General features: G+C 53.9%; 18 protein-coding genes and 1 pseudogene. 8 read left to right on the top strand and 11 right to left on the bottom strand.

The genetic code is table 11. The features are described from left to right. The first annotated feature begins 79 nt into the window (after positions 1-79). From AB2N08_RS17675 to AB2N08_RS17650, 6 genes are all read left to right on the top strand, one after another. On the top strand, positions 80-703 hold the full coding sequence (locus AB2N08_RS17675; RefSeq protein ID WP_367612206.1) for a hypothetical protein: 624 nt from the start codon (positions 80-82) through the stop codon (positions 701-703). After that, a complete protein-coding gene (locus AB2N08_RS17670; protein ID WP_367612205.1) occupies positions 700-1,128 on the top strand; it encodes a hypothetical protein in 429 nt (142 codons plus the stop codon). The genes AB2N08_RS17675 and AB2N08_RS17670 overlap by 4 nt, the downstream gene beginning before the upstream one ends. Continuing rightward, on the top strand, positions 1,037-1,882 hold the full coding sequence (locus AB2N08_RS17665; RefSeq protein ID WP_367612204.1) for an ImmA/IrrE family metallo-endopeptidase: 846 nt from the start codon (positions 1,037-1,039) through the stop codon (positions 1,880-1,882). Before AB2N08_RS17670 ends, AB2N08_RS17665 begins: the two co-directional genes overlap by 92 nt. Positions 1,883-2,239: 357 nt before the next feature. Next, a complete protein-coding gene (locus tag AB2N08_RS17660; RefSeq protein WP_367612203.1) occupies positions 2,240-3,193 on the top strand; it encodes a hypothetical protein in 954 nt (317 codons plus the stop codon). A gap of 39 nt (positions 3,194-3,232) precedes the next feature. Beyond that, a complete protein-coding gene (locus AB2N08_RS17655; RefSeq protein WP_367612202.1) occupies positions 3,233-3,751 on the top strand; it encodes a hypothetical protein in 519 nt (172 codons plus the stop codon). A gap of 382 nt (positions 3,752-4,133) precedes the next feature. Further along, positions 4,134-5,870, top strand: coding sequence for a hypothetical protein (locus AB2N08_RS17650; RefSeq protein ID WP_367612201.1), 1,737 nt, complete (start codon positions 4,134-4,136; stop codon positions 5,868-5,870). A 1,142-nt stretch (positions 5,871-7,012) separates the two neighbouring features. Here the strand turns inward: AB2N08_RS17650 and AB2N08_RS17645 are convergent. The 5 genes from AB2N08_RS17645 to AB2N08_RS17625 all read right to left on the bottom strand — a co-directional run bounded on the left by AB2N08_RS17645 (position 7,013) and on the right by AB2N08_RS17625 (position 18,017). Next, on the bottom strand, positions 7,013-9,751 hold the full coding sequence (locus AB2N08_RS17645; RefSeq protein ID WP_367612200.1) for an RNaseH domain-containing protein: 2,739 nt from the start codon (positions 9,749-9,751) through the stop codon (positions 7,013-7,015). Next, complete coding sequence (locus AB2N08_RS17640) at positions 9,752-13,198, bottom strand: hypothetical protein (RefSeq protein ID WP_367612199.1); 3,447 nt, start codon at positions 13,196-13,198, stop codon at positions 9,752-9,754. Beyond that, positions 13,195-14,622, bottom strand: coding sequence for a restriction endonuclease-related protein (locus AB2N08_RS17635; protein ID WP_367612198.1), 1,428 nt, complete (start codon positions 14,620-14,622; stop codon positions 13,195-13,197). The genes AB2N08_RS17640 and AB2N08_RS17635 overlap by 4 nt, the downstream gene beginning before the upstream one ends. 330 nt (positions 14,623-14,952) lie before the next feature. Beyond that, positions 14,953-16,221: a hypothetical protein gene (locus AB2N08_RS17630; protein ID WP_367612197.1), complete on the bottom strand. Its 1,269-nt coding sequence runs from the start codon at positions 16,219-16,221 to the stop codon at positions 14,953-14,955. Between the two features lie 143 nt (positions 16,222-16,364). Next, complete coding sequence (locus AB2N08_RS17625; protein ID WP_367612196.1) at positions 16,365-18,017, bottom strand: hypothetical protein; 1,653 nt, start codon at positions 18,015-18,017, stop codon at positions 16,365-16,367. 746 nt (positions 18,018-18,763) lie between these two features. Between AB2N08_RS17625 and tcmP the strand changes: the two genes are divergently transcribed. Beyond that, positions 18,764-19,675: a three-Cys-motif partner protein TcmP gene (gene tcmP / locus AB2N08_RS17620; RefSeq protein ID WP_367612195.1), complete on the top strand. Its 912-nt coding sequence runs from the start codon at positions 18,764-18,766 to the stop codon at positions 19,673-19,675. A gap of 5 nt (positions 19,676-19,680) precedes the next feature. Here tcmP and AB2N08_RS17615 read toward each other — a convergent pair whose 3' ends face one another. The 5 genes from AB2N08_RS17615 to AB2N08_RS17595 form a co-directional block, all read right to left on the bottom strand. Beyond that, the gene (locus AB2N08_RS17615; RefSeq protein WP_367612194.1) at positions 19,681-20,943 is read right to left on the bottom strand and encodes a three-Cys-motif partner protein TcmP; all 1,263 of its coding nucleotides are present in this window, start codon (positions 20,941-20,943) and stop codon (positions 19,681-19,683) included. 7 nt (positions 20,944-20,950) lie between these two features. Then, positions 20,951-21,688, bottom strand: a complete 738-nt coding sequence (locus tag AB2N08_RS17610; RefSeq protein WP_367612193.1) for a DUF5131 family protein — start codon at positions 21,686-21,688, stop codon at positions 20,951-20,953. 433 nt (positions 21,689-22,121) lie between these two features. Beyond that, entirely contained in the window at positions 22,122-23,030 is a 909-nt protein-coding gene (locus tag AB2N08_RS17605; RefSeq protein ID WP_367612192.1) for a hypothetical protein, read from the bottom strand. A 193-nt stretch (positions 23,031-23,223) separates the two neighbouring features. Further along, positions 23,224-23,430, bottom strand: coding sequence for a hypothetical protein (locus AB2N08_RS17600; RefSeq protein ID WP_367612191.1), 207 nt, complete (start codon positions 23,428-23,430; stop codon positions 23,224-23,226). After that, the gene (locus tag AB2N08_RS17595; protein WP_367612190.1) at positions 23,427-23,816 is read right to left on the bottom strand and encodes a type VI immunity family protein; all 390 of its coding nucleotides are present in this window, start codon (positions 23,814-23,816) and stop codon (positions 23,427-23,429) included. Before AB2N08_RS17595 ends, AB2N08_RS17600 begins: the two co-directional genes overlap by 4 nt. Here AB2N08_RS17595 and arsH point away from each other — a divergent pair. After that, positions 23,713-24,446: pseudogene (arsH, locus tag AB2N08_RS17590) on the top strand (arsenical resistance protein ArsH). The gene AB2N08_RS17595 and the pseudogene arsH overlap by 104 nt on opposite strands. 81 nt (positions 24,447-24,527) lie before the next feature. Here the strand turns inward: arsH and AB2N08_RS17585 are convergent. Next, the gene (locus tag AB2N08_RS17585; protein ID WP_367612189.1) at positions 24,528-24,620 is read right to left on the bottom strand and encodes a DUF3703 domain-containing protein; all 93 of its coding nucleotides are present in this window, start codon (positions 24,618-24,620) and stop codon (positions 24,528-24,530) included. Between the last annotated feature and the right edge of the window lie 90 nt (positions 24,621-24,710).

Raw genomic sequence — 24,710 nt, 5'->3', positions numbered from 1 at the left:
AGGCGACCGTTTCCATAAAGTCGGACAAAAAAATTTTGTCCGACTTTGGCCTGGGGTCAGCCCACATAGACGGGAGGAGGTGAACACATTGACTCAACAACCTGAACAGATAGACCTGGGGCCGCACGGCGATATCGTGACGCGGCTGGAACGAGCAATATGCGCTCTCACCGAACCGGACATCCTCCGTCTCTGCAAAAAAGCGCGTTTTCTGGTTGCCGGCATGTCAGACAATAATGTGATGGCGCTCTTCAACGAAGCGGTCGCTCGGACGCTTGAGGGAACACGGCAATGGCCTCTAGACTTGCCCTTCGAGGTCTACATCTTCGGTGCGATGAGGAGCATCGCACATGGACAACGGCATTCGACGCAAGCGCTTAATGAGTTTACCGAGTGCGATCTGTTGTCGACTGACGACGAGGGATCAGAAGGGTATTTTGCAAGTTTCCAAGGCGAAAGGGGGACGGACGAAACTCTTATTGAAAAGGCGGAACTCGCCGCCTTGGAGGCTAACCTGGACGAATTAAAGGGCCATTTTGCAGGCGATGACATTGTTGAATTGGTGCTTGCCGCTTTAGAGGACGGCATCCCAAGGCGTGTTCTTGTCGAGGAGTTCGGAATGTCTATTACCGAATATGAGTCCGCGAGAAAAAAATTGCGCCGCGGCGCAGATGTCATTTTTCGCGGAAGGAGGACCAAATGAAGCACGCCGTACCTAAGAACTCCCTCGCAAAAATCGGTCGGATAGCTAAAGCGTTCGAAGCCGACCTCGACGCGCTCACAGACGAGCAGATCATGGCGGAAGCGAGGGAGGATGGAATAGACACAGCCAAACTAGCGCGCGATTTTCGCTCAAGTGCGATGACATTGGTTGCGAGCGCAAAGCGACAGAGGCTGACTCAAGCTCGGCAGCGGTTAGCGGATTCCCAAAACAACCGCCGTGATCGTTCTGCCCTACGACCGTCTTTAGAGGTAATTAAGAAGCGCATTCAGGACATCTTAGCGATTAATCCAGGCTTAGCTGTCGCATTCCGCGATGGGAGATCTATCTCAGATAGTGATTGGCTCTCGCTCTGGGATGATTTTATTGAAACGGGAGCGATCAAGGACGACGATGAATTCAATTGAGCTTTCGGCGCTTAGTCCAGCCGAGTCGCTCCTATGGAGCTATGGGATCGCTGATCCTGCGGACATTGATCTTGACGCAATTGCTCTAGACATGGGAGCGACTGTTCATCGCCGCCCTCTATGCGGATGCGAGGCCCGGCTGGTTGTCAATGGTGCCAAGGCTGCGATTACCATCAACTCAAAGAGCATACTGGCTCGGCAGAGGTTCTCATTGGCGCATGAGCTTGGCCACTTAAGACTCGATCGAGGGCGTAGTGGATTCCTATGCACAAGCCGCGACATTGGCCCCCAAAGCGACGCTTCTCGAGACGGCGAGGCGATCGCCAATAGCTTCGCAAGTCAGCTCCTGTTACCGAGCTACCTTTTCATTCCTGCAGCAGACGGTAAACCGTTAACGGTCGATACCGCTCAGAAGCTAGGCGCGACCTTCAACGCCAGCATTACGGCGACATGCATCAAAATGGTCCGCACGTCCCCCGTTCCCGCCTGGGTAGTATGTCATGTGCGCAAGGGCTTGGCTTGGTTCTTCAAAAGTCCGAGTGCTCCCGAAAATTTGTTCCTCAATAGGGAGCTTCACTATGCTACGGATGCCTTTGAGCTCGTCTATGGCGAGGGCGAGGGAAAGAGTCGCATCAAGATTGATGTCGGCCAACATTGGTTCTCAGATCGTGAAGCGTCTCGATACCAAGTCCGTTCCCAGTCGTTTCGAGTCCAATATGGAACTGTTATCAGCGTTCTGAGCTTGGTGAAATAGCCACGCATGAGAAATTCGCTTCTTTGTGAATCGTCGAGCTTTAGAGCGCCTAACCAAACCCCTTTCTTGCTCTTAGAGCAACAAGCTCGTACACTGAGCCATTCCAACTGTCCGCTTTTGAGGCCAGAAGCGCACGTAATTCGCACGAACGTAACAAACATTTAGGCGATCGTTTGATATCTACCATATATGAGGTCCCGCAATTTTGTCCATGGCATTTCACAGATGTTCTTAAGGTAGATGACGAACACTGCCGACCTTGCGTACTAGTGGAGATTGCAGTAGCCAAATTAAGAAGTCACACTTAGCCCATAAAGGCGTCAACGTGACGTCCATTTTACGTTAGATAGCGAAGCCATGATAGACATTTCCGGCGCACGACTCCAGCCATTCCAAGCATTTCACTCTTTCCACGAGCGAATTAACATCCATATCAAGGTCGCGCACTCTGCGGCACTGCTCTTAGTGCGACATGCCGGCGAACCGATCCTGCAAAACCAGTTGGGAGAACTCATTACTGCCAGCCACCCCTCGTGGAATGCCCCGCCAGTCAGAAACTTGACAATCGACGTCCAGCGTGCGCAAGACTCCGCGATTTCGGCGTTTGCTCTGATGGCGATCTTTTCCGCGTTCGACGACTTCCTCATCGGAACAGAGGCAGAAGTTAGCAGGGGGCTAGGTAGCAATAGACCAAAAGACGAAGAGCTAGACGATGCTGATGGCACAGAAGAAGATGAAGAAAAGGTGGACCGAGTTTTTCGATTTTATGCTTCGATGAACTGGAGTTCTGCTGGGATCTCCAATCTCCAGCCGCTTCTTCGCTATTTCCGTCTGTGCAGAAACTGCATTGCACATCGAAACTCCCGAGCCTCCAAAGCGCTAGCAACGTTGTCGACTCATTCAGAATTATCGACAGCCTTGGCATCGCTCCAGGAGGGGCCGGATCGCGGCCTGATGACATTTGAGGTCAACGAGAACATTCACATCCCACCAACTTTAGCGATTATGAGCTCCCATATTCTCCGCCTCATTGCTACCGACATGAATGAGAGACTGGTCGCCATGCTTGGACTGGATGGAATTCTTAAATCAGTAGCCCATCAAGCCATTCGATTGAATGATGAGCTAGGTGGAAAACCCCGCAGTCGACCTGAGGCCATCGTGAACGCATTTCTGACAAAATGCAGAATCCGCCTTGGGTCGCGCGATGATTCGATTGCGGAGATGAAGCGTCTCGGAATTTGGGTGCCATATCGGAACGCAATCACTCGCGGAACAGCAGCGCCTAATAGGTCGGCTCAACGGACTTAAAATGGAAGCCGTTGACTTCCAACGTGAGAACCTTTTCCCATGAAGCTTTCATCCCCACAGACCTATCACCTTGAGCTAGCTGATGTAGGCCCGTATCGCCTCTTTATGGATGGAGTCACGTGCAAGTTCATAAAGCCCTACAGCTCAAGCCAGTGGCCCAAACTTTACACAGTGGCAGCTAACGGCAAACTCATCTATGTGGGTGTTGCCTCACAGGCAATGTCGTCCCGCCTTTCACTTGGATTGCGAGCAAAAGGCGAAGGCGGGTATCACGGTTATAAGTGGAAGCATCTAAGGCATAGGCTGACTCTATGTATTTGGACTGCGGAACACAAAGGGCAGCTCGCAACTCTTAGGGACCTAGAGACGGTCGAAGCGGAGGTGGCATTTCTCTGCAGGCAGCAATCTGGCCAGTGGCCGGAATTCCAGCATGAGATTCACTTCTATCCGTCACTTTCACGTCATAGAGAAGCAGCAATGGAAATATATTCCCACATCATCAATGAAGCTCATAATATTTCATCTCAGACGCCGCCTGCCAGCGTGACAGAACAATGACTTGAGTCGCTTGGATGGAGAGCGGATGGGCCGGGTAGCTCTATGGCCGGTTAGAAGCAGACGGGCGAAGGTGCTTGCCGGTACAGACTGTCGTAAACTGCAGCGGCGATTCAGCTTTATCAAATTAATCACCTCGGAATCCACAATCTAGAACCTCATAACGACAACTAACGAAGTGCGCACTATGTTGCCAATTTCAAAAACCGGCTCCGTTAGAATCCCCGCATTTTTGCCGCTAGCAAGATCGTAGCCTGGCTGCCAAAAACTACACCCTTTACAAAAACATCTACCCCATGTTTGCTATTAATAAGAAGACAGCTTCTGCAGACGGAGTGCTTAAGAACCATAGCCAGATTAGGAATTAAAATTAAATTTATTTAAAATGAGCAATAGCACAACTTATAAGCAAGAAGTAAAAGAAAAGAGTCGAATTGAAATTTGGTCAAATGCTGTTAAGAAATTGACCATTGAGCGGGAGCATCAACGTATTTTGAATCCTAACTATATTCGTAGGTTATGGGATTATGCCTTTGATGAGATTCTACCCGATAAGTTGGATCGGGATCCAGATGAAAGGTTCATCGAGAGCTGGACGGATTTTTCCAATAACTCTTACGAAAAAAAGCAACCGCAGCAGTTAAAGGTTGCATATTTTTGCGGACCTGAGCCAGAAAATGATCTCACAATCATGACTGACCTTGGAATTCTGGTTGAGAATGTGTGGGCGATCGAATCAGATAAGGAGATTTATCACTCTGCCTTGACGAAAGCAAAGAAGACGTATCCTACGTTGAAGATTTTTAACGGCTCAATTTCTGACCTCTTGAAAATTACCTCTTTTAAATTCGACATAATTTACCTAGATTTTACAGCTCCTCTCTTCAGCAAACAATCAAAGCCTCTCCTAACAATTAATTCTGTTTTCGAAAACAATTCGTTGAGTGATTTGGGGATTTTGGTTATAAATAGCTGCGTTCCAGACGCAACCGAAGAAAATATCGAATTCCTTGCATCTTACTTTAGAAGCCAACCTTTTTTGGAGTCAGACGTTCTCTTAGGTCCTGAAAAATCTGGCTTCTTCGCTGAAGGCGCCGATACTTATGGATTTATTGATCAAGAATCCTACGATTGTGCGGTTGCCGAGGGCGACTTTGAGTACGTAAAGGATCAGCCGATATACGAAAATGCCATTCGATCAAATTTTGGCGCTGCATATAGTGCGTTCTCAAGCCATTATCCGGTTATGATTGCCGGCTATATGCAGCCGATGTGGAGGATCGCCAATAATCCTTCATTAAAAAGAATGCTTCTTAAAATCGATGACCCTAAGATCAGGGCTTGCATTGAAAAAATGATGACGCTTCGCGATTATGAATCGGAAGAAAGTGACATGACCGAGGAGCTTGAAGACAAGTTCCAAGTATCCGGGGGAGAGGTGTTCGAGAATCACCAAGAATTCCCGATATGGAACTTCATGCTGCGCTTGAAAGAATCGAAAAATGCCGTTAGTAAATATTGGTACGAGCAGTTCTCAAGGAAGAATGGAGCGGCGTCTTTGCTTGAAAGTGTTCAGCTATATGACTTGTTAAGGAATGCACAATATTCGTACAAGGAAACGCTATCAGAGATGTTGTCCGACTCTATCGATCAAGTGATTTCCGCATTACCTGATCCGCACGGAGGAATATTTTGTGACGTGCCGATGGAGCATCTATGGATTGAACTTGCTATAAATCATATGGGGAACTCCTACCATGCAAATACAAATCAACATTGGCGTGCAAAGTACCAAGCAAAAAGTAGAGAAATGTATTTAGATATGTTCGTTTTCGATAATTGCCGATCCCTCTACAATTGGCTGCCGATGATCAACTTATATGGTCAGGATATGGCATCAATCGAGAGGCAGATTATTGTTAGAAGTTGTATGGATGCGATAACGAAGCAAAATCACTATTCAGCCTTTTTCAGCTATTACGGTGCAAATTTGATTGGTGTAAATAGCAAACGTTGGTCAGATTTTGGAGAACTAATTGCTCGTAAGGATCTAAACTTGAAGCCAGTCAGTTTGCTGGACGATGACCCAGGGTCATCTTTAGCTCCGTCATCCCTAGCTTAGGACGATTGGTAGCAACTGGACAGACGGGCGGTCATTGGAATCCCTGCTGTATGAACTGATCAAAGGCATGGAAGCCTTGCTCACGACGTCGACATCGAACGTTGGTTCTCAAATGATGAATCTGTTTCGGAACCGAAGCGGATTCAACACAGAACGCGGGCATGGCTCGGCTCCCGATGATTCTTCGTATAGCTGAATCTACAAAGAGCAAGCTACGAAGGTCCGTAATGGGGTCGGTAGCGGTCGTTCGCGAGGCTCGCATTAGGATGGTAAGTCCGTTATTAGCCGGACTGATGCCACGGCAAAATCACTGCTGTCTGACGACCTATGGACCCTTATCACAGCTCAGCTTCCTATACATGCCCCCTTCTCCAAAAGGCAGACGTCCACGCATCAATGACCGAGCGCCATCGGGGACATTGAAAATGCGAGCCCGCGCCTGCGGCCGTCGAGATTCAAACCGTAATGAGGAAAGCGGCCAGATAGGCGCAGGGCCGGACTGCTCGCCTTGGCTCCTGGTTTTTCTTGCATACCTTGTCAGCCACTGCATGTCTCTGGCAGAATTAGCGTCAGACGAGGTATCGTCTAGGCGCCCGGCCTAAGTTTTGAGCGGCTTGAACGGGACACATCTTCTTATCCAAACATAACGTCGCATGGTGCCTTTCGCGACGGACGCTAAACGCTCAACGTCCGCCGAGGAGAAATACACCATGACCACGTTCGCCCGCTGGAGCGGAATCGTCCACACAACGCTCGTCTGTGTTACCCCTTACTGGGCACTAGGCGCTCCATGCCTGGGTATCCCTTGGTGATGACACCATTATTGATGCCGCGCTCCCTCCGAGGCTGGTGAAGCACTACAGCGCACCGGCGCAATTCGAGGACATGATCTTCATTGGGCGCGCATCGACATTTGCGGAGCGTTACCACGTGCGGTATAGGCCACTAATCATCGGCACAGAATTCTTTGCGAAAACGAATCCGCCGGATCCAATAGAGCTGTTGAACTCTTGGCGCTCAGCGAAGCGCTGACCCGACCGGTCCCCGCGGCAAGCGAGGACGGGCAGGTACGATTGCCGCCCGGTCCTCGATTTACAAGCGTCGCCCTTTACGGAAGCAGTGTTGACGAAAGCGCAGACAGCTCAATATTCCATGTAGTCGGCCAGTTTGCTAATGGCGAAGAGCGGAGACGGAACCTTAACCCAGATATCCCCTCGAGCCTGAACAACACCCAGCCTTAACCGCTCAGCGAATTGAGCCAAGTGCCTGGGGTCGTCCTGTTCTTGAGCCTGAAGAATCACGAATTCGGTCCCCCTCGGGGTCTGATGTTGACCATATTCGGGCTCGAACTCAACTGTCGCAGTGCGGGATTTATCCGGCAAGAGCATCGAACGATAGCAGCTCGTGCCGCGTTTCTTTTGGCCAGGCGGGCCGTAGGACCAGTACGTAGGTGCCTGAGTCCCTCCGATCGAGAAGAGCCGCTTAACGGATGTCGCCACCTCAAGGGGGACGCCCGACGGCAGTAGCGGCCCATCCTTTCTGACATTGACCATCGTAGGAGCTTGTTCCCGCACGCGGATCAGTCTCAACTGACCCCACACCTGACGTGGTGCGTTATCCGCGTCAAGCGATTGCATGCCAAACTTTGCCCCCTTATCCCCGAGCTTCTTCCACATTGAGACGAGTCGCGTTGAGTCAATGAAAACCACAGCGTTAGGATCGATTTTCGCGGTATCGTCGAGCACTTCAGCCATGAAACGTTGAAAAAAGGTGGAAGCTTGCTGGCCCTTGGGAACTTCGAGCCGCGTGCGCCGCGCCACGTAGCGAAGGCCTTCCTCGAACGTGAGCCAAGGCGTATTCACTTCTTCGGCTTCCATGTGCGCTAGCCGGATCTCCGGCCGCCCAACGGCCACGTCATACCGCACCGCCGCAAGGACTGTTCCTTGGCGCCCACCCATCTCTACGCTGACCGATCCCATCGCCACCAAGTACTTCGGTGGATTACCGGCAGTTGGGAAGCAAGCTTCAACCGCAGCAGGTAGACCTAAGATGCAGCCGCTGTGCCCGTACACCAAGTCCAGGATTGCTGCCTGCAGGCGCATGAGATAGTTATCGAGCTTATGAGCCCGAGCCGGCAACAGGTACTGAACAGTGGCACCTACCTCCGCGGCGAGCGCCCGTCGGCACGCCGCCTTGTTCACGCTGTCGTCGGGGTAATTTTTTCCCTCGAACGGATACCAGTCGTCGGCCTGAACGAGCACCATCGTATTCTCGTCCAATCGGTTGTCGCGAGCGAACCGGCGCCAGATATCCATGCGTTCTCGCATTCGCTCGGCGTTCGACGTAGGCGTAGGCGAAAGCTGCCGGCGAGGTCCATGCACACCGGCCGGCACTTCTCCAACCATGAGCTTGACGGAGTCGCCCAACATCAGTTGTACGACTGCTTCAACCCACGGCTTCTCTAGTGGCGACTGCACCAGCACGCAGAGCGTCTGTCGTTTCTCTTTAGCAGCAATCCCACTTTCGCGGACCATCTCAGCCACCACACCTGCCAGATTGGGATAACGCTGGTCTAACGCCGGTCGGTCTTTTCCAAACCAGTCCGAAAGCGAACGCTTGGTGAGCTCGATTACGCGACGATCGAGCAAGGTGCCCTCGTCTTGATGATCAGGCAAGTCTCTACCCGAGCTTTCCAACAACCGCTTGAGAATTAGCGACGCGCGCAAGACACCAATACGCGCCGGCCCCTTTGGGGCGCCCTTGACCTCTTCGTGCCCAGTAAAAGGAACAAACCCGACGGGTGCCAGGACGTCAAGCACGCTTCGGTATGCGGCAAGTTGGTCGGCCACAGGTACTCCGGCGTGGAGCCGAGAAGATTTGTCGACGGCCAACCCATCACTATGCATGACCAGGGCGCGCGTTCCGTTGTGATGTGGATAAACCACGATGCGCTCGTCGCGGTATTCGGGCAGCAGGCCGATCGCGCGCTCGAGCTCCTCATACGCAGGGTCGGCAACCCAACCGTTCTCTCGATCAAAGTCGAGGTCGAAACGGAAGGCGGTATGCGGGCGATCTTCTGAAAAAACGTAGCCGCCGATCCGCTTGGCCTTCATTGGGTTTTTCTCGAGCGAACCCGCCCAGCGCCGCCGTGTGAAGCCAATATGGATCGCTGGTTCTTTCGCACCAGGAAGAGTCTGGAGAGACAGTTGGCAAACAAGGCTGAACTCGCCGCCCGCCGCCGCTACCGGGAAGGTCATGAGCTCGGCGCTGTTCGCAGGTGCGCCAACAACCCGAACGACGGAGCCTAGACCCGGAAAGATTTCCTTGCCAGCGAGGAGCGTGGCAAGTTCGCCTGGTGCCACTGCGTATGGAAGTTGCTCATTTGCGAGCGCCCCCCAGGGAAAGAGCTGGACCGTGGATCGTTCGCAGCTGAAAAGGCGCATCATCCGCGTCAGCTCACGCAGCCGCTCGATACTGGTGATGGGCACACCGAACTTTTGTACAAAGTGAGTCAACGGTCCATCGATCCAGCGCGCCGCAGTATCAGTCAAACGTTCAACGTCGACAGCCTCGCCACTGAGGTAGCCAAAGGGACGGCTGGACGCCGACTTAAATCCAAGCTGTTTGGTCCCGAGGTCGCGCGCAAGCGAAATCCAGCCATCATGCACCAGTTGCAACTGGGTCCAGAATGTGACGAAGGGGAGATGAACAAACGTGCCCTTGCCGCTCTCTTTCACATACTGGCTCGCCCGTTCCGCTATCTGGCGCAACACCTGCGTCGTCTCATCTGTCCACCCGACGCTGAACAACGTCTTGGTGTAGGTGAATGTTGTTCCTCCGAACTGCAGGGCCATCGGGGTGTGGTCAAACGTAACTGGCATTTAGTTATCCTCGTTGACGGGACTATCGGCAGCCCACAGCGGGCTGATGTCGACTAGATCGACTTCATCTTCCTGTTTTGTCGAGTCGAACGACGAGTGAAGTCCGACCACATTTCGGAATGGCTCCAGGAACGGGCCATACAGTTCCCGGAAAAGCAGTGCCTCCTGTGCGTCAGCGCTCTCGCATCCCTGTTCCAGAATCGAGCGCAGCTGGACCAACATGCTGGTGCTCTCGTCGTCAGTGCCTCCCGTGCTTGAGTTTTCCGCCCACGCGCGGTCAACAAATACGCACTGCACCGGACAACCATTGCGCATTGCACGCCCGATCGTCTGCAGGAGTGGAACCGCCACATTGGCGGTGAACGGGGTAAACAGGTCCTTCCGCAATGAGCGCGCGTATAAAGGGTGGCGCAAGAGGTGCCCGACATCACGGTACAACCCTCCTCGCGCACGGCGCAACTCATCCCCACAATCGGCGAGCCTGGTAACGCCATTCAGGTCACGGGAATCAAACTGCATCGTGGCACGCGCACCCATGCTGACGAGGAAACCGAGGTCGTCCGGCGACGGGTGCGGTCTGGTCAGGAAGTAAAGCGTACCCAGTGTAGCGTCCCGTTGACGCGATCCGCTCGAAAACACGATGTTCGTTCCACGCCCCAGGGCACCCATGGGAAAGATGAGTAAATCCCAGTTCGGGTCGTCACCTAAAGCTTCGACCATGCTTGCAGTGACGAACCCCCGAGTGGCCGCGTCATCCGGGATTTCCTTCACCACGGCCACAGTGCGATCGCGCCACAATGCGAACTTCTGATCAATAAAACGCTTGAGCGCCACACATTGCTCGTAGCTGTTGACGACAAATGCTGCCTTGCGGCGAATTCCGTCCCGCACGTCAAAGTGGGCGCAATCAACAGCAACTCGTGCATCTCCTAAGCCACCTTCCAACAGAGCTGATGTCATTTTCCGAAGATTGGAAAGGCGAATGGCTTCCGAGCGTACCCCGCTATAACGCAGGGGGGCATGATCAGAAGCATCGGGATCAGCGATGGGGCGAAAAGCATATTGCGAGGCTGAAGTGCCCTCGTACGGCTCGCGCCGCCGCAGCAGATAAGAGGGCGCGACGTCGATATGAAAAGCTGGGCTCGCCGGCATAAAACTGGTAGCGCTCGTGAGGAGAACAGCCGGCGCGTGCGAAGTCAGGTCATGGAAAGTGTTCCATTCATGCAGCCGGTACATAAATGCACGGGGAGCGCCCGAGAAGACCACGTATTGCAGTTGCACGCCGGGCTCATCGGTACGAACGGAATCAGCACTGTCTCCTAGGAAGAAGCGTACACCCGACAAGCTTCCAAGTAAGTTGTCGGGGCAGGCGGCAAGCAGGTCGTCCGAACAACGCTCGTCCGATCGGATGGCCTCGATGACACCCTCACGTGACAGTTCATTTAACCTGTAGGAAAGGCGCCTGTAGCAAAGCACAGTGAATGTGACTGCGATCAGCAGGCGCACCAGTAGTGTCAGGCGGCCAGGCTCGACGGCGCGCAGGTACGGTGAAAGCACGCTCTCGATCGCATCTTCCTGTTCACTTCTGTCGTTTTGCGATCCCGCGTTGATCCACATCGCCAGGTGGCTCTGCAGCAAGTCTGCATCACGAGCCAAGTCTTGCAGCGGGCAGCGAAGGGCTTCGGCGAGGCGACGCCACTGGTCGGTATTGCGCTCCTGCGCACGAGCCTGGTTGCGCCGCGCCTGGAATGCTGCGATGGCCGCGTCCTCCCAAATAAAGCTCAAGGCTTCCTTGGTGCGTATGAGATCGTCCTTGTACGCTGCCCCCGGGTTAAGGCCACTTTGTCGCTTCGGTGTCAGCCAATCCCCGATCAGGCGTAACGGGGTGAGCAGAAGGCCAGATAACGCTTGCCGAAGCGAGTCGTCCAGACGATGGATAGCAGAAACGAGCGTGACGTTGAGTTTTTCGAATTCGGCGCACTCGATTGCAAACTGCGCGAACGACTGATCGCGCAGTCGCGCATTTGCACCGGCCGCGATCATACGCAGCGAGGCATTTTGCAGGCTTTCATGGAACGAATATCGGTATCCCGAGAGCTTGAGCTGCGAGACGCCCATCATATCCAAGGCCTGTTGAGCGCTGTCGGCCTCATCAAAGATCACCACGTCAAATTCGCGTGCGATACGTTCGAAGTAGCGCTCGTCCATGTCCGTAGTGTGGGCCGGAACGACCGTATCAGCGGACCGGATGTGGCCAAGCCAGACGTCAGCTGCCGGAAGCATTCGAGCGGCACGGTTGCGCGAACACACAGACCAGGCTGGGCACAAGCGTGGGGTCGGTTTTCCCGTCGGCTTGTCCTCCGGCGCCTGCAGGACGGCATAACAAAACTGGTCGTCGATTTTGAAAACGTCGGGCGGCGCGCTCGTTAGGCGTGGCAGTGCACACACTCCCTCGAACAAAGGCGCCGAAATGGTGCTTCGGCCAAAGCCACGCAGTGGATCACCTGTTGCGAGGGATTCCCCCAACTTGAAAGCATGCCGCTGTTTTGTGTCCCCGCTCTGGCCGACGAGCAGCCCGACATTGATTTCGTACCGCTGCAGGTCTTCAAGGTATTGGCGACACACTTCGATGGACGGGAAAAAGACGGCTGTTTTCACCTGTCTGGTTCCGAGGTAACGAAGAAGGCAAACCAGCAACGTGGTCTTGCCCGCACCCGGCAGGCCGATGAGGTGTTTAATCCCATCCAGAGTGATCGAGCCCTCAAAGCTGAGTTGCCCGTCCGCACCGGGTGAAGTCAGCGCTATCGCCCGCATGCGTGCACCCCAGTTCCCGCTGCGAGCAACGGCCAGTTGACGATCGATGTCATCCATCTGGTCTGCTTCACGCAGCAAGTCGGCCCAAGGGACCCTGAGCGATGTCGCAGCCGCCTGATTGCGCGGCCGGTGCTTTAATGGTTCGGGAAGGTTACGAGGCAGTCTTTGGATCTCGTAGCGCCTGTCCTCCCCTGCGTGGGAGATGCGCAGATAAGTGGGTATGCCAAGCTTGGCCAATTCAAATCCGTGCGGTGCTGGCGGCTCGGCTCGATTCAGCTCGTCGAGGGCAACACGTAGCGCGTCACTCAAGAGGTCGAAGACTGGCTTGAAATCTAGTGTCTTCTCGTTGATCTCAAAGCGGTGGCCTCGTCCGCCAGTTGCTTGCAGCTTGTCGTTATAACGGACTGCAGCCGCCCGAATGGATGCGAGCGTCCCCAAGCCATCGCAGCATTGACGCAGGTTTTGAAGAGCAATCTGCCGGCCTGCAAAGAGTGGTGTACGCGAGATAGATCGGTAGCCCATCAGTACAACTGGGGCGTGGGCCAGAGAGGACTCGCCCAACTCGTAATGCAGGAAAGCGCAGAGAAGATCGAGCCGCTGCAGGCCCAACTCCTGGAGGCGTTGTGGATTCAAAACGGCACCTCCAGCGATTTCATCAGCTCACGCACGGACATGAAGCGTACTGCTGGCCCGCTGTAGCGCTGCCGAAGAATGTCCAGGTAGCCGTAAAAGCGGGTAAGGACGTGGTCGTTAATCGCGATGATTCGAGTCGAATACAGGCCCAAGCCGCCCAGCGACGATTTGTTCAGCTTGTCAACCAGCACGTAAGGATTCGAATAGCTCTTCACGTCCACACCAACCGTATCTCCGTCGAAACTGATATCGCATGCATCGCGACCAGGGTATGCACGAGGGAGAAGACCCAGTTTGAGCGCGTGCCGGTAGACCGCCGATTCATCGAGGCCGGGGGCGATCCAGTACAATAAGATATGCGCGCGGGCGATTACGGTTTCGGAAGTCACCTCTCTGGCGACGCTTTCCACCGGGGCATCGAATTCGGGGCATTGATGTATCGTGCACGCGTAAAAGCGTGGTGCTCCGCGGGACCGCCTCATCGGTACTCCGCAGGCTGAGCACAGATGCAGCTCACCATTAACGAGGTGGCGTGGCCCCACTGGCTCATAGCAACCGGAAAGGAAGCTGGCGGCCAATTGAAGATTGTTCTCCCGTTCGAAAAGGCGCATCTCAGTTGCGGTAGTTACCGGATGTTCCGCGATCCACAGTCTTAGTTTGGAATACGCTTCCTCCTGGCGCCCTACAAACTGCTCACTGACACTTCGTAAGGCATCAAAGGCGAGCTGCTCCCTCAAGTCGAGCTCCGACGATGATTGCTGAGCGAGCTCAGCGCAATCGAGTGTCGGAATACGGCGGTCGGGATCAATCAACACCATGCCTTGATATGGGAAGAACCTATGGGAGAAGAGATCGAGGCCAAAGGTGGCACTGGAAAGCGGTTGCTGGCACCGCACCAGCAATTCATGCACGGAGCCGAGCAAATTGTCTCGCCCCTTTTCCAAGAATATGCCGGCGAAGAGGAGCATGGCCTGTGCAAGGAGCGGACTCATCGAAGGGTCCTGGACGACGACTTCGCCTCGTCGGGCGCGACCAAACTGTTCGACAATTCCCGCAGCAAGAAGACGTACGGCAACTGTCACCTGTTCCAGACGCCTGATGTCGTCTGACTCTGAATCGGATGCGGCAACGCTTGTGCTTGTTTCTGCAGCGATTTCATTAAGGTTCGCCGCTAAATATTCGGTCGACCACTCTTGAAGCCGTTTCGCCACTGCATCGCGATTCCAGCCGCGCATTACGAGAAAACGCGCTGCCAAGAGGCGGACCAGATGTTCCCAAGTAAACTGCTTGCCTTGGGCTGGCGGAAGGATCTGCCTCGCTCTGTAGCTGATGATTAACGCGCGTGTGGTACTGGAAAGATGAGCAGTACCTTCGACTGGATAGGCTGCGCTTAGCTCCGATGCTTTGCGTGCGAGGTCATCCATGGATCCTCGCCAATCGCGTTCAAGCAGCAGCGTGTTTTGTAGAAGCATAATCTAGTAAGATATTGCACACACCGGAGTAGGATATCTTACTCTTCGCAAAATACAATGACTATTTTTAATGCAGGCGCGACGACTTCCGGTTACTTGTGCTACTGCTGGAGTCACGCGAACGATGGGAATGCGCCGTTGAGCGAACCCTTGAACGGCTTCATCGTCTTCAGCCAGCGCATCCGTCGTGAGCGACATGCCAACACACACCAAGCGTTCGTTCGCTTGCCAGCTGTCTCATCTGTTCTATTGGACGTACGTCGAAAGGACTTGCTAGGCGCTCTAAGTCTTGCCAGCATCACATGAAGGCTCCGACTCGGTCGAACTGCTGGCCTTAATCTGGTCCCTCACCAGTGACATTCCGATGTTTGGATGCCGCCTAGCAAACTCCTCATTTTCCCTTTTGAGTCGGTTCAAAAGGTTGGAAGCGTCGAGGGAGTGCCGAGCATATTCAGCCAAGTCCAACTGACCCAACTTTTGTAGACCGGCTAAGAATCGGGGAATCGACCGAGCCCGATGGCCGAGCTGCCCCTGAGTGTAACGTTCAAACGCGAACTCGCGCTTCAGGTGTTGCTGCACTGACTGAAATTCCTCGCTCAGGTGATCTGCTCTCGCAATTTCGTAAATAGCTTCGATAGTGCCCATTTCATCTGTTGACCAAGCTTGTACGCTTAACTCGTCACTCAAGATACGGCTGAAATTGTCGATTACTCCCCGATCCAATCCAGCGATGGGTACGTACAAGCCAATGTTTGGCGCAAATTCCGGGTGGCCCTTGATTACCGCCGCCGCACGATTAAAATCATTGCTGCTGATAGCGAACATCTGCATTATCCGCGCCTTTGCTTTGACAACGTCGTCGCTCCTCGCCCAAGTTTCGTACAAAGGAAGGTTTAAAGCGATATACTGAAGATCCGCTCGAGAAAGTTTAGTAGTATGACTGCCGTGGCGATATTCGTGAGATAGCGCGTCTGAAAGAAGCTCTATTGCCTCGATCTTGCTAACGAGAGCCTTGAAACGGCGGCGCAACGACAGGACATTAATTACAGGCGTAGCAATGAGATGTTTTACACTCTCTGTGTCTGTCGGATACCGGAAAGTTTGTCCAGTGGGGTCAATCTGCGCGATGTCTTGAACAAATTCCTCGATTTCCGCTACATGTTGAATATACCGCCGATCGGTGGCCACAGCGAGCGAAGCGAAGACTGTCCATAGGTTACCCAGGTCATGTGTCGACGAGACAGACGCGCCTTGCTTGCCAGGTAATTTAGGAGTCAATCCGCGCATCCCTGCGATCTGATCGATCTGCGCCTTTAAAAATAGTTCAACATGATGCCGCGCGCAAAAACAGATCGGGTAAATTAGCGTGTCAAGGTTAGCTCTCTCATCCATCGCCTCAAGTGCGGAGGTAAGGATATCGACTGCCTCAGCAAATCCGATACTGTACGTTTGCTTGTCGACAAATCCGTTTTCACCAACGCATGCGTTGAACATTCCGTCATCGTCGCCCGGGTTGAATGTTTTATTGAAAATACGTTCTTGAGTAGTCATACTTAAGCGCCTCGTGTCGCAAAATGAAAATCGTCTGTCTTGCTTGGGCAGCCTGTCAAGCGCCCGTGGCATAGCCGCGTTTAGTTGCTGAACTATGAGGCCTGCCCCATCACTGACCTCGGCCTGCAGGTGTAGGGCAGATTTTATTGTTCATCCGGGTTCTGTTCGGCCATTTTAATGGCTAAGAGTGGTATAGAGAAGTTATCTTCGCCCGGCATTTCTCTCTTCGTTAGAGTCACCGGATCGGGAATTGGTAACTTTCGTCTTCGCTTAGAGGCCAGTACTCCAGTTTCAAACGGATGAGCTAAAAAGTGTTCCTGTAACGTTTTTTTCAAAGCTGTGTTGTTGGAGGCTTTGCCCAATGCCTCTAGGGCCGCCTGGTCCACTACATCAAGACTGTACTTTCGAACCATTTGACTTGCCTTGGTCACCATGGCGCCAGCTTCGGCCGATAACTGCCCAGTTGTCCAGAACTCAAACTGGAACGTACAACTGCTCCAGAAAGAGTTTTTCATTGCGACCTTTCTTATTAACGGAATACGGTCGTTAAGCCAGCGGGCAACCATCTCGTCAGGCACCGATCCGCCAGGCTTATACCCTTTGCACTCAATGAATCGGACCGTCTTGTTGTTGTCCACCACGAGGACGTCAACCTCAGCAGCGCGCCCGGTTTCATCACGGAAGATTTCGTTCATCCGTATATCGGTGTAGGTACTCGTGCTGCGAACCATCTCAGCAGCAAGGTACTCAAACAGAGCGCCGCGCAAGTTGACAGCAGCGCCCTCAATCCGGCTGAGGCGACTAAATACCGCATCCAGCTTCTCAAGGTTCTCCGTCCTTGGGTAAAGGTCTCCGAGAAGCTCCGTAAGCTGACTCAGTGCCTTGGCAACCTCCTCACCGAACAGGGACTCTGGCGTAGCCGGAATAACTCCTTCGCTTCGAGCTAGCGCCAGGGCGTCCTTTTCGTATCCATCAGCGATGAAGACTTGCAGGCATCGCCCAACGTTCCGTAAGCTACGGAGCGTCTTACATTTACTAATGAATGGGCGGAGGTGTTCTGCTTTCAGATTCCCGCCTAAGAGGACATCGCAAACAAGGAAACCTGGCTTGAGTCCAGATTCAGACCACTGGACCATTGGCGCAAGGTACGACGGGCCTGTCAAATCCCAACAAAACGTGCCAACACGCGGCTGACTACCGTCGGCTTCCTCGTCCCTGATCGCGATTTTTTCGAAGCTGGCTAGTCCCAGTTTTCTGGCCCAATCCCGGACTGCTCGAAGGAGTATCTCCTCCGTGCGAAGACGTGCCCGCATTCGAGCTAGTTCATAGCTCTCCGGCGCGACTTGGTTGGATAGTTCAACACACTCACCAACGCCTGGGACGTCCAAGGATTGGATGAGCTTCGCGGCATGCAAGCGGTCAAAAATTGCTGTCGGGGAGAGGTGTCCCTTCTGTTTCAAAGGAGACCCACAGGCTATTGCGAAGTGAACCTTCGGCATGATTCCACCACGGGCCAGCAATGCAGCCAAGCCCCCACCGTAAGAAACACTATTTTCCCTCAGCACCCGTACAAGTGACTCCCAAAACGTCGGCGAGCCGTAGTGCTCTTGAAGATAAACGAATCGGGCGTTGCGCTGCAGGGGTAAATGGGCGAGTTTTTTGATGGTCGTGCTGCGGGAAAGACGTTGTCGCGCTGCCGCGGCAGTCAGCCCATGGTCTGCGATCAAGCACTCGACCAGGTCGCCACTCGCGCACGGCCCGACGGCCCGTAATGTCTCAAAAACCAAGTCTGCCATGGGGTTAGCTCCGCAATGTCACACTGCGCTATTTATAACACTTAAATATGTGGGGGGGTCGTCAATTTTTTGCGGTCGTCGCGAACCGCTTTGTTCTACGGGGTTTTGCGAGCCGATCACTGTGAACTAAATTTCCCGTATGTCACAGTGCTGTCGTCGGGCACAGGTTCCGTTCCTCTTAATCGACGTTAGCAAAGCTTGCATGACAGGTTGCCTGCAATCTGTGTAGACACATTGCCGCCTGGTTCTCGATCCTCTCCGGCTTTGTTTCTGTGAGTCGCTACCACCTTCGGATGCGTCTCAAACACGCTGTCCACTATGGCCAGGCCCATTGGAACAAATGGCAGACGGTGCGTATTAAAAAGCCGTTGAGACGACCAAGTTCATGACGTGCGACTGCTCGGCGTGCGACTCCGAGACGCCGCCAGCCAGTCACTAGCAATCGTCGCTAAGGCACCGACGGTGCTCTCCGATATGCCGGTCGCGCTTACGCTGGTGTTAGTCGCTCCGTCCGCTTGAGCAGTCAGGCTATCCCGGCCTGACTTACACTAACCGGCCTCCATGAAAGCCGGGGCGGTTCACGAGCGGACTATGCACTCAACGTTTCCCATGTACCGATACCGAAATTTGCTTATACTCATCAAGACACGGAAGATGGGACACTTAAGGCAACTTGCTTCGGGCCTTTCTTGAGCGAAGTGTGGCGGATCCGTCTCTACTGACTTCTCACGACGAAAAGCTAACTGATGAAGCACACTTTTGGCGGCCCATGGACCCAGATTAAGCTGGACGTTCTCGGACGGTATTTGGCTTCGTTCAACCAGGCACTACAGTATAGGCCGCTGCCCAGCCAGCCGTTCAAGCGCATCTATATCGATGCGTTTGCTGGCACTGGCGAATGTGAGATCAAGACGGACGAGCAAACCGTCGAGACGATCGAGGGTTCTGCAAAGATCGCGCTGCAAACGACCCCTGCCTTCGATCAGGTACATCTGATTGACCTGAACCAGGCGCATGTTCATGAGCTGACCAAGCTGGCGACCGGATATGGAAATCGGGTCCGCGTTCACCATGACGATGCGAACCTTGCCATCAACAAAATACTTCGCACGCTCAACTGGGACCAGTGCCGCGGAGTCCTATTCCTTGACCCCTATGGCATGACGGTTCCGTGGGCCACGTTGCAGAAAATAGCCGCGACCGAGGCACTCGACGTTTGGTACCTGTTCCCGCTGAGCGGCGTCTACCGCCAAGCCGCGAAGGACTTCGAAAAGGTCGACCAGTCCAAGTCCAACTCATTGGATGAGGTGCTGGGTACCCCTGCCTGGCGCGAACACTTCTATAAGGCTGATGGCCAAGCGGGCTTGCTCGGCGAGGGCGAAAGCAAAATCAGGGTAGCTACTCCTGGAGACATTGCCGGCTTCGTACACCGCCGGCTGGCTGCGGTGTTCAAGGGATGGGTGAGCGATCCGTTGTACCTCCGTTCGCCCAACGGTGCCCCTTTGTTCGCGCTATTTTGCTGCATCTCCAACCCAGCCCCCAAAGCCGTCGGGCTTGCCAAGAAGATCGCTTCACACATCCTCGGAAAGTTCGGAACTGCGTCGAAGCGCGAGTCGCGAAAGTCGAGTATGCCAGACCAGAATCTTCCACTGTTCTGACGGTATCAGAGGGAAAACAGCGGCCTCTGCGGCGGCGGAACGATGCGGTCGGTCGGCTTGATCTGCCGTGCGGAGCGCCGATGCTCACCGCCCGGCCCCAATACAGCCGCGGCACCGTGAGCGACAAGCTGTGCGAGCGCATCCTGGTAGATTTCCGACGTCGCCGGTGACTCATTGCAGGTCGAAACATAGAGCGACTCGTAAGTGAGTCCATCATCGTGCGCATAGATGATTTTTGGGATCTGCTCCATGAGTGCGCTAACACTCTTCTCGCGAGCGGGCATGTCGAACTCGAACCCGAGCATGCTCTGGCCCAGGTGATCGTGATCGAACTTGGGGTCATATCCGAGCATGTTGAACATATCGAGGCCTGCACCGGCATAGTGGATGAAATGATTATGGTTCTGCCAGTGGACGTTCGTCATCACGTCACGTGCCTTGTGGTGCTGTGACAGATGGATCAGCCAGTAGTCACCATGGCCATGCTTGTTGCGGATGAAGAATGGCGTGAAATGCTTGGCACCGCAGTTGCGGACCAGCGACTGATAGAGCGTAGACTGGATGAATAGCCGCCAGTCGCGGTCGGACTGCTTGATGTCGCGGATAGACTTACCAGACAAAAGCGCCGGCATGCCGAGCTTGTTGAGACCGTTGGCCAGAATGGTTTCATTTGCGAAGTTCAGCAGCGAGTCGACCCCGAACGTGAGGATTACCTCCGCGCCGGGCAGTGTGTGCAAGATTTCTCGGATGATCGTCGTCGGCACCGCGTTGTAGCCGAACTGATCCAACACAAAGATCGACCGGCCGTTACGTGGGCTTTTCTTCCTGATGAACTCGATAATTGGCTTGGCCTGAGCGAGAAAATTTGCATGCTTGACGAAGATGTCATCTTCGAGACGTCCGCTGTGGCCCTCTTCGTCAAGCACCTTCAGCAGGTGCAGGTACGCTTCCTTTCTCGCTTCGATAAAGAAGTACGACAGATCAAAGCGCACGGGATGCGTGCGGCCGTGGTTGACGCGAGCTTCGGCTTCCCTTGCGGCGTCCAGCAGGATGAGTGGTGAGCCACGCACGGGTTTATGAGTATCCTCGTGGTAGTACCGTCCACCGCCCGCGAAACCGTCGACCAGCGTCAGCTTGAATTCATCCCGGCGCCCACCCATCAGCACCTTGAAGTATTCGGACAGATAAGCTTGCAAAATGCGATGCTTCGCGACGCTGTGTTGTGCGATCGCCTCGAGTCCATGCTTCCAGGTGTACTGACTGAGCATAAGTTACCTATATCGCTGCCGGCATTTCGTCGTATGTACGTCCATTGATGAGGCGGCCGTTCGACTTCTTGGCTCGCCGCTTTCCGTCGGCACCCCATCCTCCCCACTGCTTGAAGAAGAATGCCGCAGCCTGCTCCTCGCACTGCACCTGAATCGACTCGACCCACTCCTGTTTCATCGGACGCGCTTTCGGTCCGGACTCGCCACCGACGATCACCCAATGAATATCGGTCAAGTTCATCTCGCCCAAGTCTTCCAGCAGCGGCTCGATCGACAGGAACCGCACAGTTGCGTTCACAGTGCGCAACTGGTCAATCCGTGGGATGCCGTATTTCCTGTCTTCGACCGAAACGCCAAGCCAGGCATTTACCGGCGCTGTCCGGGTCTCGAAGTAGTGAGCCAGCTTGTCTGCGCGCTTGGTCAGGATTTGGAAGGTATGCCAATGCGCCCTTGTGATCACTTCGAAAACGCTGTCGATATAATCGAACGGCACATCTTCGTGAAACAGGTCGGACATCGAATTGACGAAGTAAACGGTCGGCTTCTTTCGACGTAGAGGATCTTCAAGCCGGTTTGGTAGCAGCGTCAGCGTGAAGCCATTTTCGTACCCAGGCGTAGACATTGCCATCAAGCGCTCCGCCATTTTCTCGGCATAGCAGTTTTTGCACCCTGGTGAAATCTTCGTACAACCGACTGTCGGGTTCCAAGTCATTTCGGTCCACTCGATGTTTGTTCCCGTTGTCATGCGTCCTCCGATTTCCGACAGTATTTCACTCCAATATTGCCAATAGAGTCCAGCACTCAACGTACTGTCAACGTACATTCCACTCGCACAACATAACTTTGGGCAACAATTAGGTCGTAATCATATCTCACTGAAAAGTAAGCAACCATTGGTCTACCGGCAAAGTTGGCGAAGCGAGACAGATTCTTCAAGGAGACTATGTCCTTCTCTGGACATTTGACAGCTGGGACATCAAGGACTTGGTTCCTGCTGCGCGTGCTGCTGTGCGATCAGCTCGGCTTAGTCCTCACGAAGCTGCGGAAGAGTTCCACAAGTTAGCGCTCCAGGGTGGTGCAATGCCGTCTAGTGCTGAGAGTATTCGGAAGTCAATACTCGCTATTCGGTAGTCAGCCCGACACAGTCACGTTCGCACTCCCCACAACCCTTTATGCTGTTATCCAAGTTGTTCCAGGAAAGCGTTGAATCGCTCCAGCTCGCCGTTCCTGTCTAAGTTCTCTAGTCTCGACAGCGGCTCAAGATTTTCTTTTGTCAGAAGCACCCGTCCATAAGCAACGGATTCACTTGCCTTATCAAGAGTTAAGTCTACTGAGGTCGCCCACTTCTTCCAGCGGATCAACTGAGCGTTAGTCAACTCATCGATAGATAGTTTCTTGAACGCTTTCAACTCATCAAGAATCTGGACCATGAGCAGCTCACGAAGATCGTTCTCCGGGTAGAGCGCTTCGATACCGCGAATGTTGGCTTCATAATCGGTGACATACAGCGGTCGTTCGAGTTTGCGGCCGGCCCTCACCTCCATATCCTCGGCCTCCTGGACGGTAGCCTCGCGCTCTCTGGTGTACCTGCCAGACTTTTGCTTCACTAGCTCACTGATCTGTCTAGTAATTGCCAACGGCAGTTTGCCTGGATTGGTTAGGGCGTTCGCATTCCTGTTGACCCAGTCTGCGCCCTTGTCGGACACGCGCAACGCTGCAATTTTTGCTTCTAGTTCCTCGATTTGAAAACTGAAACTCCACAGAAGGTCACGATTCTCATACGCTGCCATATCGATATCGAACTGTTTGGCCATATGGTCGAAGTCCAAACCAAAGTACTTCTTGCCACAGTCCTTCCCGATATTCGTCTCCCGACCACCCTTCGTTGCCACGATATAGCCTCGTGCATGCAGCGTGTGGCAGTTGGAAAGGCCGCACTTAACCATATCTCCGAATACATAACGACCGATCACTGAATCCAACTTGTGCTGATCCGGATCCAGGTCAGGGGTAAAGCCGGGCCGAACAAGCACGTCTTCCCAAGATTCCACTTTGAAGGGACCTTTGGCTGTATTAATCGTGATCATCTGATCTCGCAAAAAGATATTGAACTGTAATCATACCTTTCTGACAGGAGTCTGAGCTACCGTCCAAGTCGTTTATCCTGTACGAACTGCTCATGCAGGTCACCTCTCCCAAGACTCTGCACACCTCCTAGCTTTTCAATCTAGCGGTTGATCGCCTTGAGCGCTCGCTCGTTGTGTTCGGTAGCCCTGACCTTTATTCCAGTGATCTTGGCAGTGTTGTTTTTGAAGTCAGTTTCGGCTCGCTCAGCAGTTTGGATTTGTAGCGCAGCAGGTCACCCTCAGGAACATCAAAGCGCGACAGCCAACGCGCTGCGGCCAAGCCTGTCAGACGAGGCTCACCATCCATCGAACCTCCATGCAGAGCGCCAATTTCGGCGATGCGCACGTCTTTCAAGGTCATAGCCGGCAACACGTAGATCGACGGCTTTGGATCCAGCTCGACCGGTGCGATTTCAGGTTCGGGCCGGCCTGGATGACTATCCCATTCCCGTAGTCATATTTGGCGAACCAGTCCCTCGGCAGCTCGGAATTCAACCGCGTCATCTCGCCCAGTTTCTCGACCATATGGTTGTTTATCGCTGTCAGCCAGCCAATATTGACGATGTGGTCGTTGATGCCCCTCTCATACCTGCCTGCTAGGATTCCCGCGCTTCCGGCGTCGAGTCCTACCATCTTCGACACCATGAAAGCTTCGGTTGGCTCATTGGCTTCAGGGCGCGGAAGGGAAAGATTGAAGGCAAACCCGGCATGCCCATGCTCAGCCTTAAGGAGTCCGGATGGCGACATGAACCACCCGCCGCGCATCCTGCTGCTCTATGGCTCGCTACGCGAACGCTCTTTCAGCCGCTTCCTTACCTATGAGGCCGCACGCATCCTTGATCAATTCGGTGCCGATGTAAAAATCTTCGATCCAATGGAGTTGCCGATGGTCGGGAGCGTGCCGGAGACGCACCCGAAGGTGGTCGAGCTGGAGAGCTGTGCTTGTGGTCCGAGGGCCATGTATGGTGTAGCCCGGAACGCCACGGCGCGGTCACTGCAGTGATGAAGAACCAGATCGACTGGATCCCCCTCGAGCAAGGCGCCGTGCGCCCGAGCCAGGGCCGTACCCTGGCCGTGATGCAGGTGTGCGGCGGCTCACAGTCCTTTAACGTCGTCAACACGTTGCGCCTGCTGGGCCGCTGGATGCGCATGATCACGATCCCGAACCAGTCCTCGGTGCCGATGGCCTACAAGGAGTTTGACGACGAGGGACGCATGAAGCCCTCGGCCTACTACGACCGCGTGGTCGAAGTGATGGAGGAACTGTTCAAGTTCACCTTGCTGACGCGCGGGCGCACCGACTACCTGACCGACCGCTACAGCGAACGCAACGAGCGTGCGGTCAAGGCGGTTAATCGGCAGATCGAGAAAATCTGACCGACCGGAAATTGGGGGCGGTCGATCGTCACCATCCAGACAAGGCGACCAGCCCCCCGTTCCAGTCGCGCCAGCTGTGCCTTACCTGATCAGTTTTTGAATACCTGGATCAATCGGCAACCGTTTGAACATACTGATATTCGTGCCGCCAGTATTGCCAACCGGGACGATCAACTACCGCGGCAGAGGAAACATGTGCCCCCCTTGCGCCCTACCAATTGTAAAGCCTGTAGGGTCTGGAACATCTAGTCAAGCTTGATGTCT

The organism is Massilia aurea, from assembly GCF_040790145.1.
GTDB classification, from domain to species: Bacteria; Pseudomonadota; Gammaproteobacteria; order Burkholderiales; family Burkholderiaceae_D; genus Telluria; species Telluria aurea_C.
This window is presented reverse-complemented; position numbering and strand designations above follow the sequence as displayed.

Coding starts and splice junctions, on each gene's coding strand:
- AB2N08_RS17655 (WP_367612202.1), top strand. CDS start 3,233: ATGAAGCTTTCATCCCCACAGACCTATCACCTTGAGCTAGCTGATGTA.
- AB2N08_RS17625 (WP_367612196.1), bottom strand. CDS start 18,017: ATGGCAGACTTGGTTTTTGAGACATTACGGGCCGTCGGGCCGTGCGCG.
- AB2N08_RS17630 (WP_367612197.1), bottom strand. CDS start 16,221: ATGACTACTCAAGAACGTATTTTCAATAAAACATTCAACCCGGGCGAC.
- AB2N08_RS17600 (WP_367612191.1), bottom strand. CDS start 23,430: ATGACCTTGAAAGACGTGCGCATCGCCGAAATTGGCGCTCTGCATGGA.
- AB2N08_RS17615 (WP_367612194.1), bottom strand. CDS start 20,943: ATGCTCAGTCAGTACACCTGGAAGCATGGACTCGAGGCGATCGCACAA.
- AB2N08_RS17605 (WP_367612192.1), bottom strand. CDS start 23,030: ATGATCACGATTAATACAGCCAAAGGTCCCTTCAAAGTGGAATCTTGG.
- AB2N08_RS17650 (WP_367612201.1), top strand. CDS start 4,134: ATGAGCAATAGCACAACTTATAAGCAAGAAGTAAAAGAAAAGAGTCGA.
- tcmP (WP_367612195.1), top strand. CDS start 18,764: ATGAAGCACACTTTTGGCGGCCCATGGACCCAGATTAAGCTGGACGTT.
- AB2N08_RS17635 (WP_367612198.1), bottom strand. CDS start 14,622: ATGGATGACCTCGCACGCAAAGCATCGGAGCTAAGCGCAGCCTATCCA.
- AB2N08_RS17610 (WP_367612193.1), bottom strand. CDS start 21,688: ATGACAACGGGAACAAACATCGAGTGGACCGAAATGACTTGGAACCCG.
- AB2N08_RS17595 (WP_367612190.1), bottom strand. CDS start 23,816: ATGTCGCCATCCGGACTCCTTAAGGCTGAGCATGGGCATGCCGGGTTT.
- AB2N08_RS17645 (WP_367612200.1), bottom strand. CDS start 9,751: ATGCCAGTTACGTTTGACCACACCCCGATGGCCCTGCAGTTCGGAGGA.
- AB2N08_RS17660 (WP_367612203.1), top strand. CDS start 2,240: ATGATAGACATTTCCGGCGCACGACTCCAGCCATTCCAAGCATTTCAC.
- AB2N08_RS17670 (WP_367612205.1), top strand. CDS start 700: ATGAAGCACGCCGTACCTAAGAACTCCCTCGCAAAAATCGGTCGGATA.
- AB2N08_RS17665 (WP_367612204.1), top strand. CDS start 1,037: ATGGGAGATCTATCTCAGATAGTGATTGGCTCTCGCTCTGGGATGATT.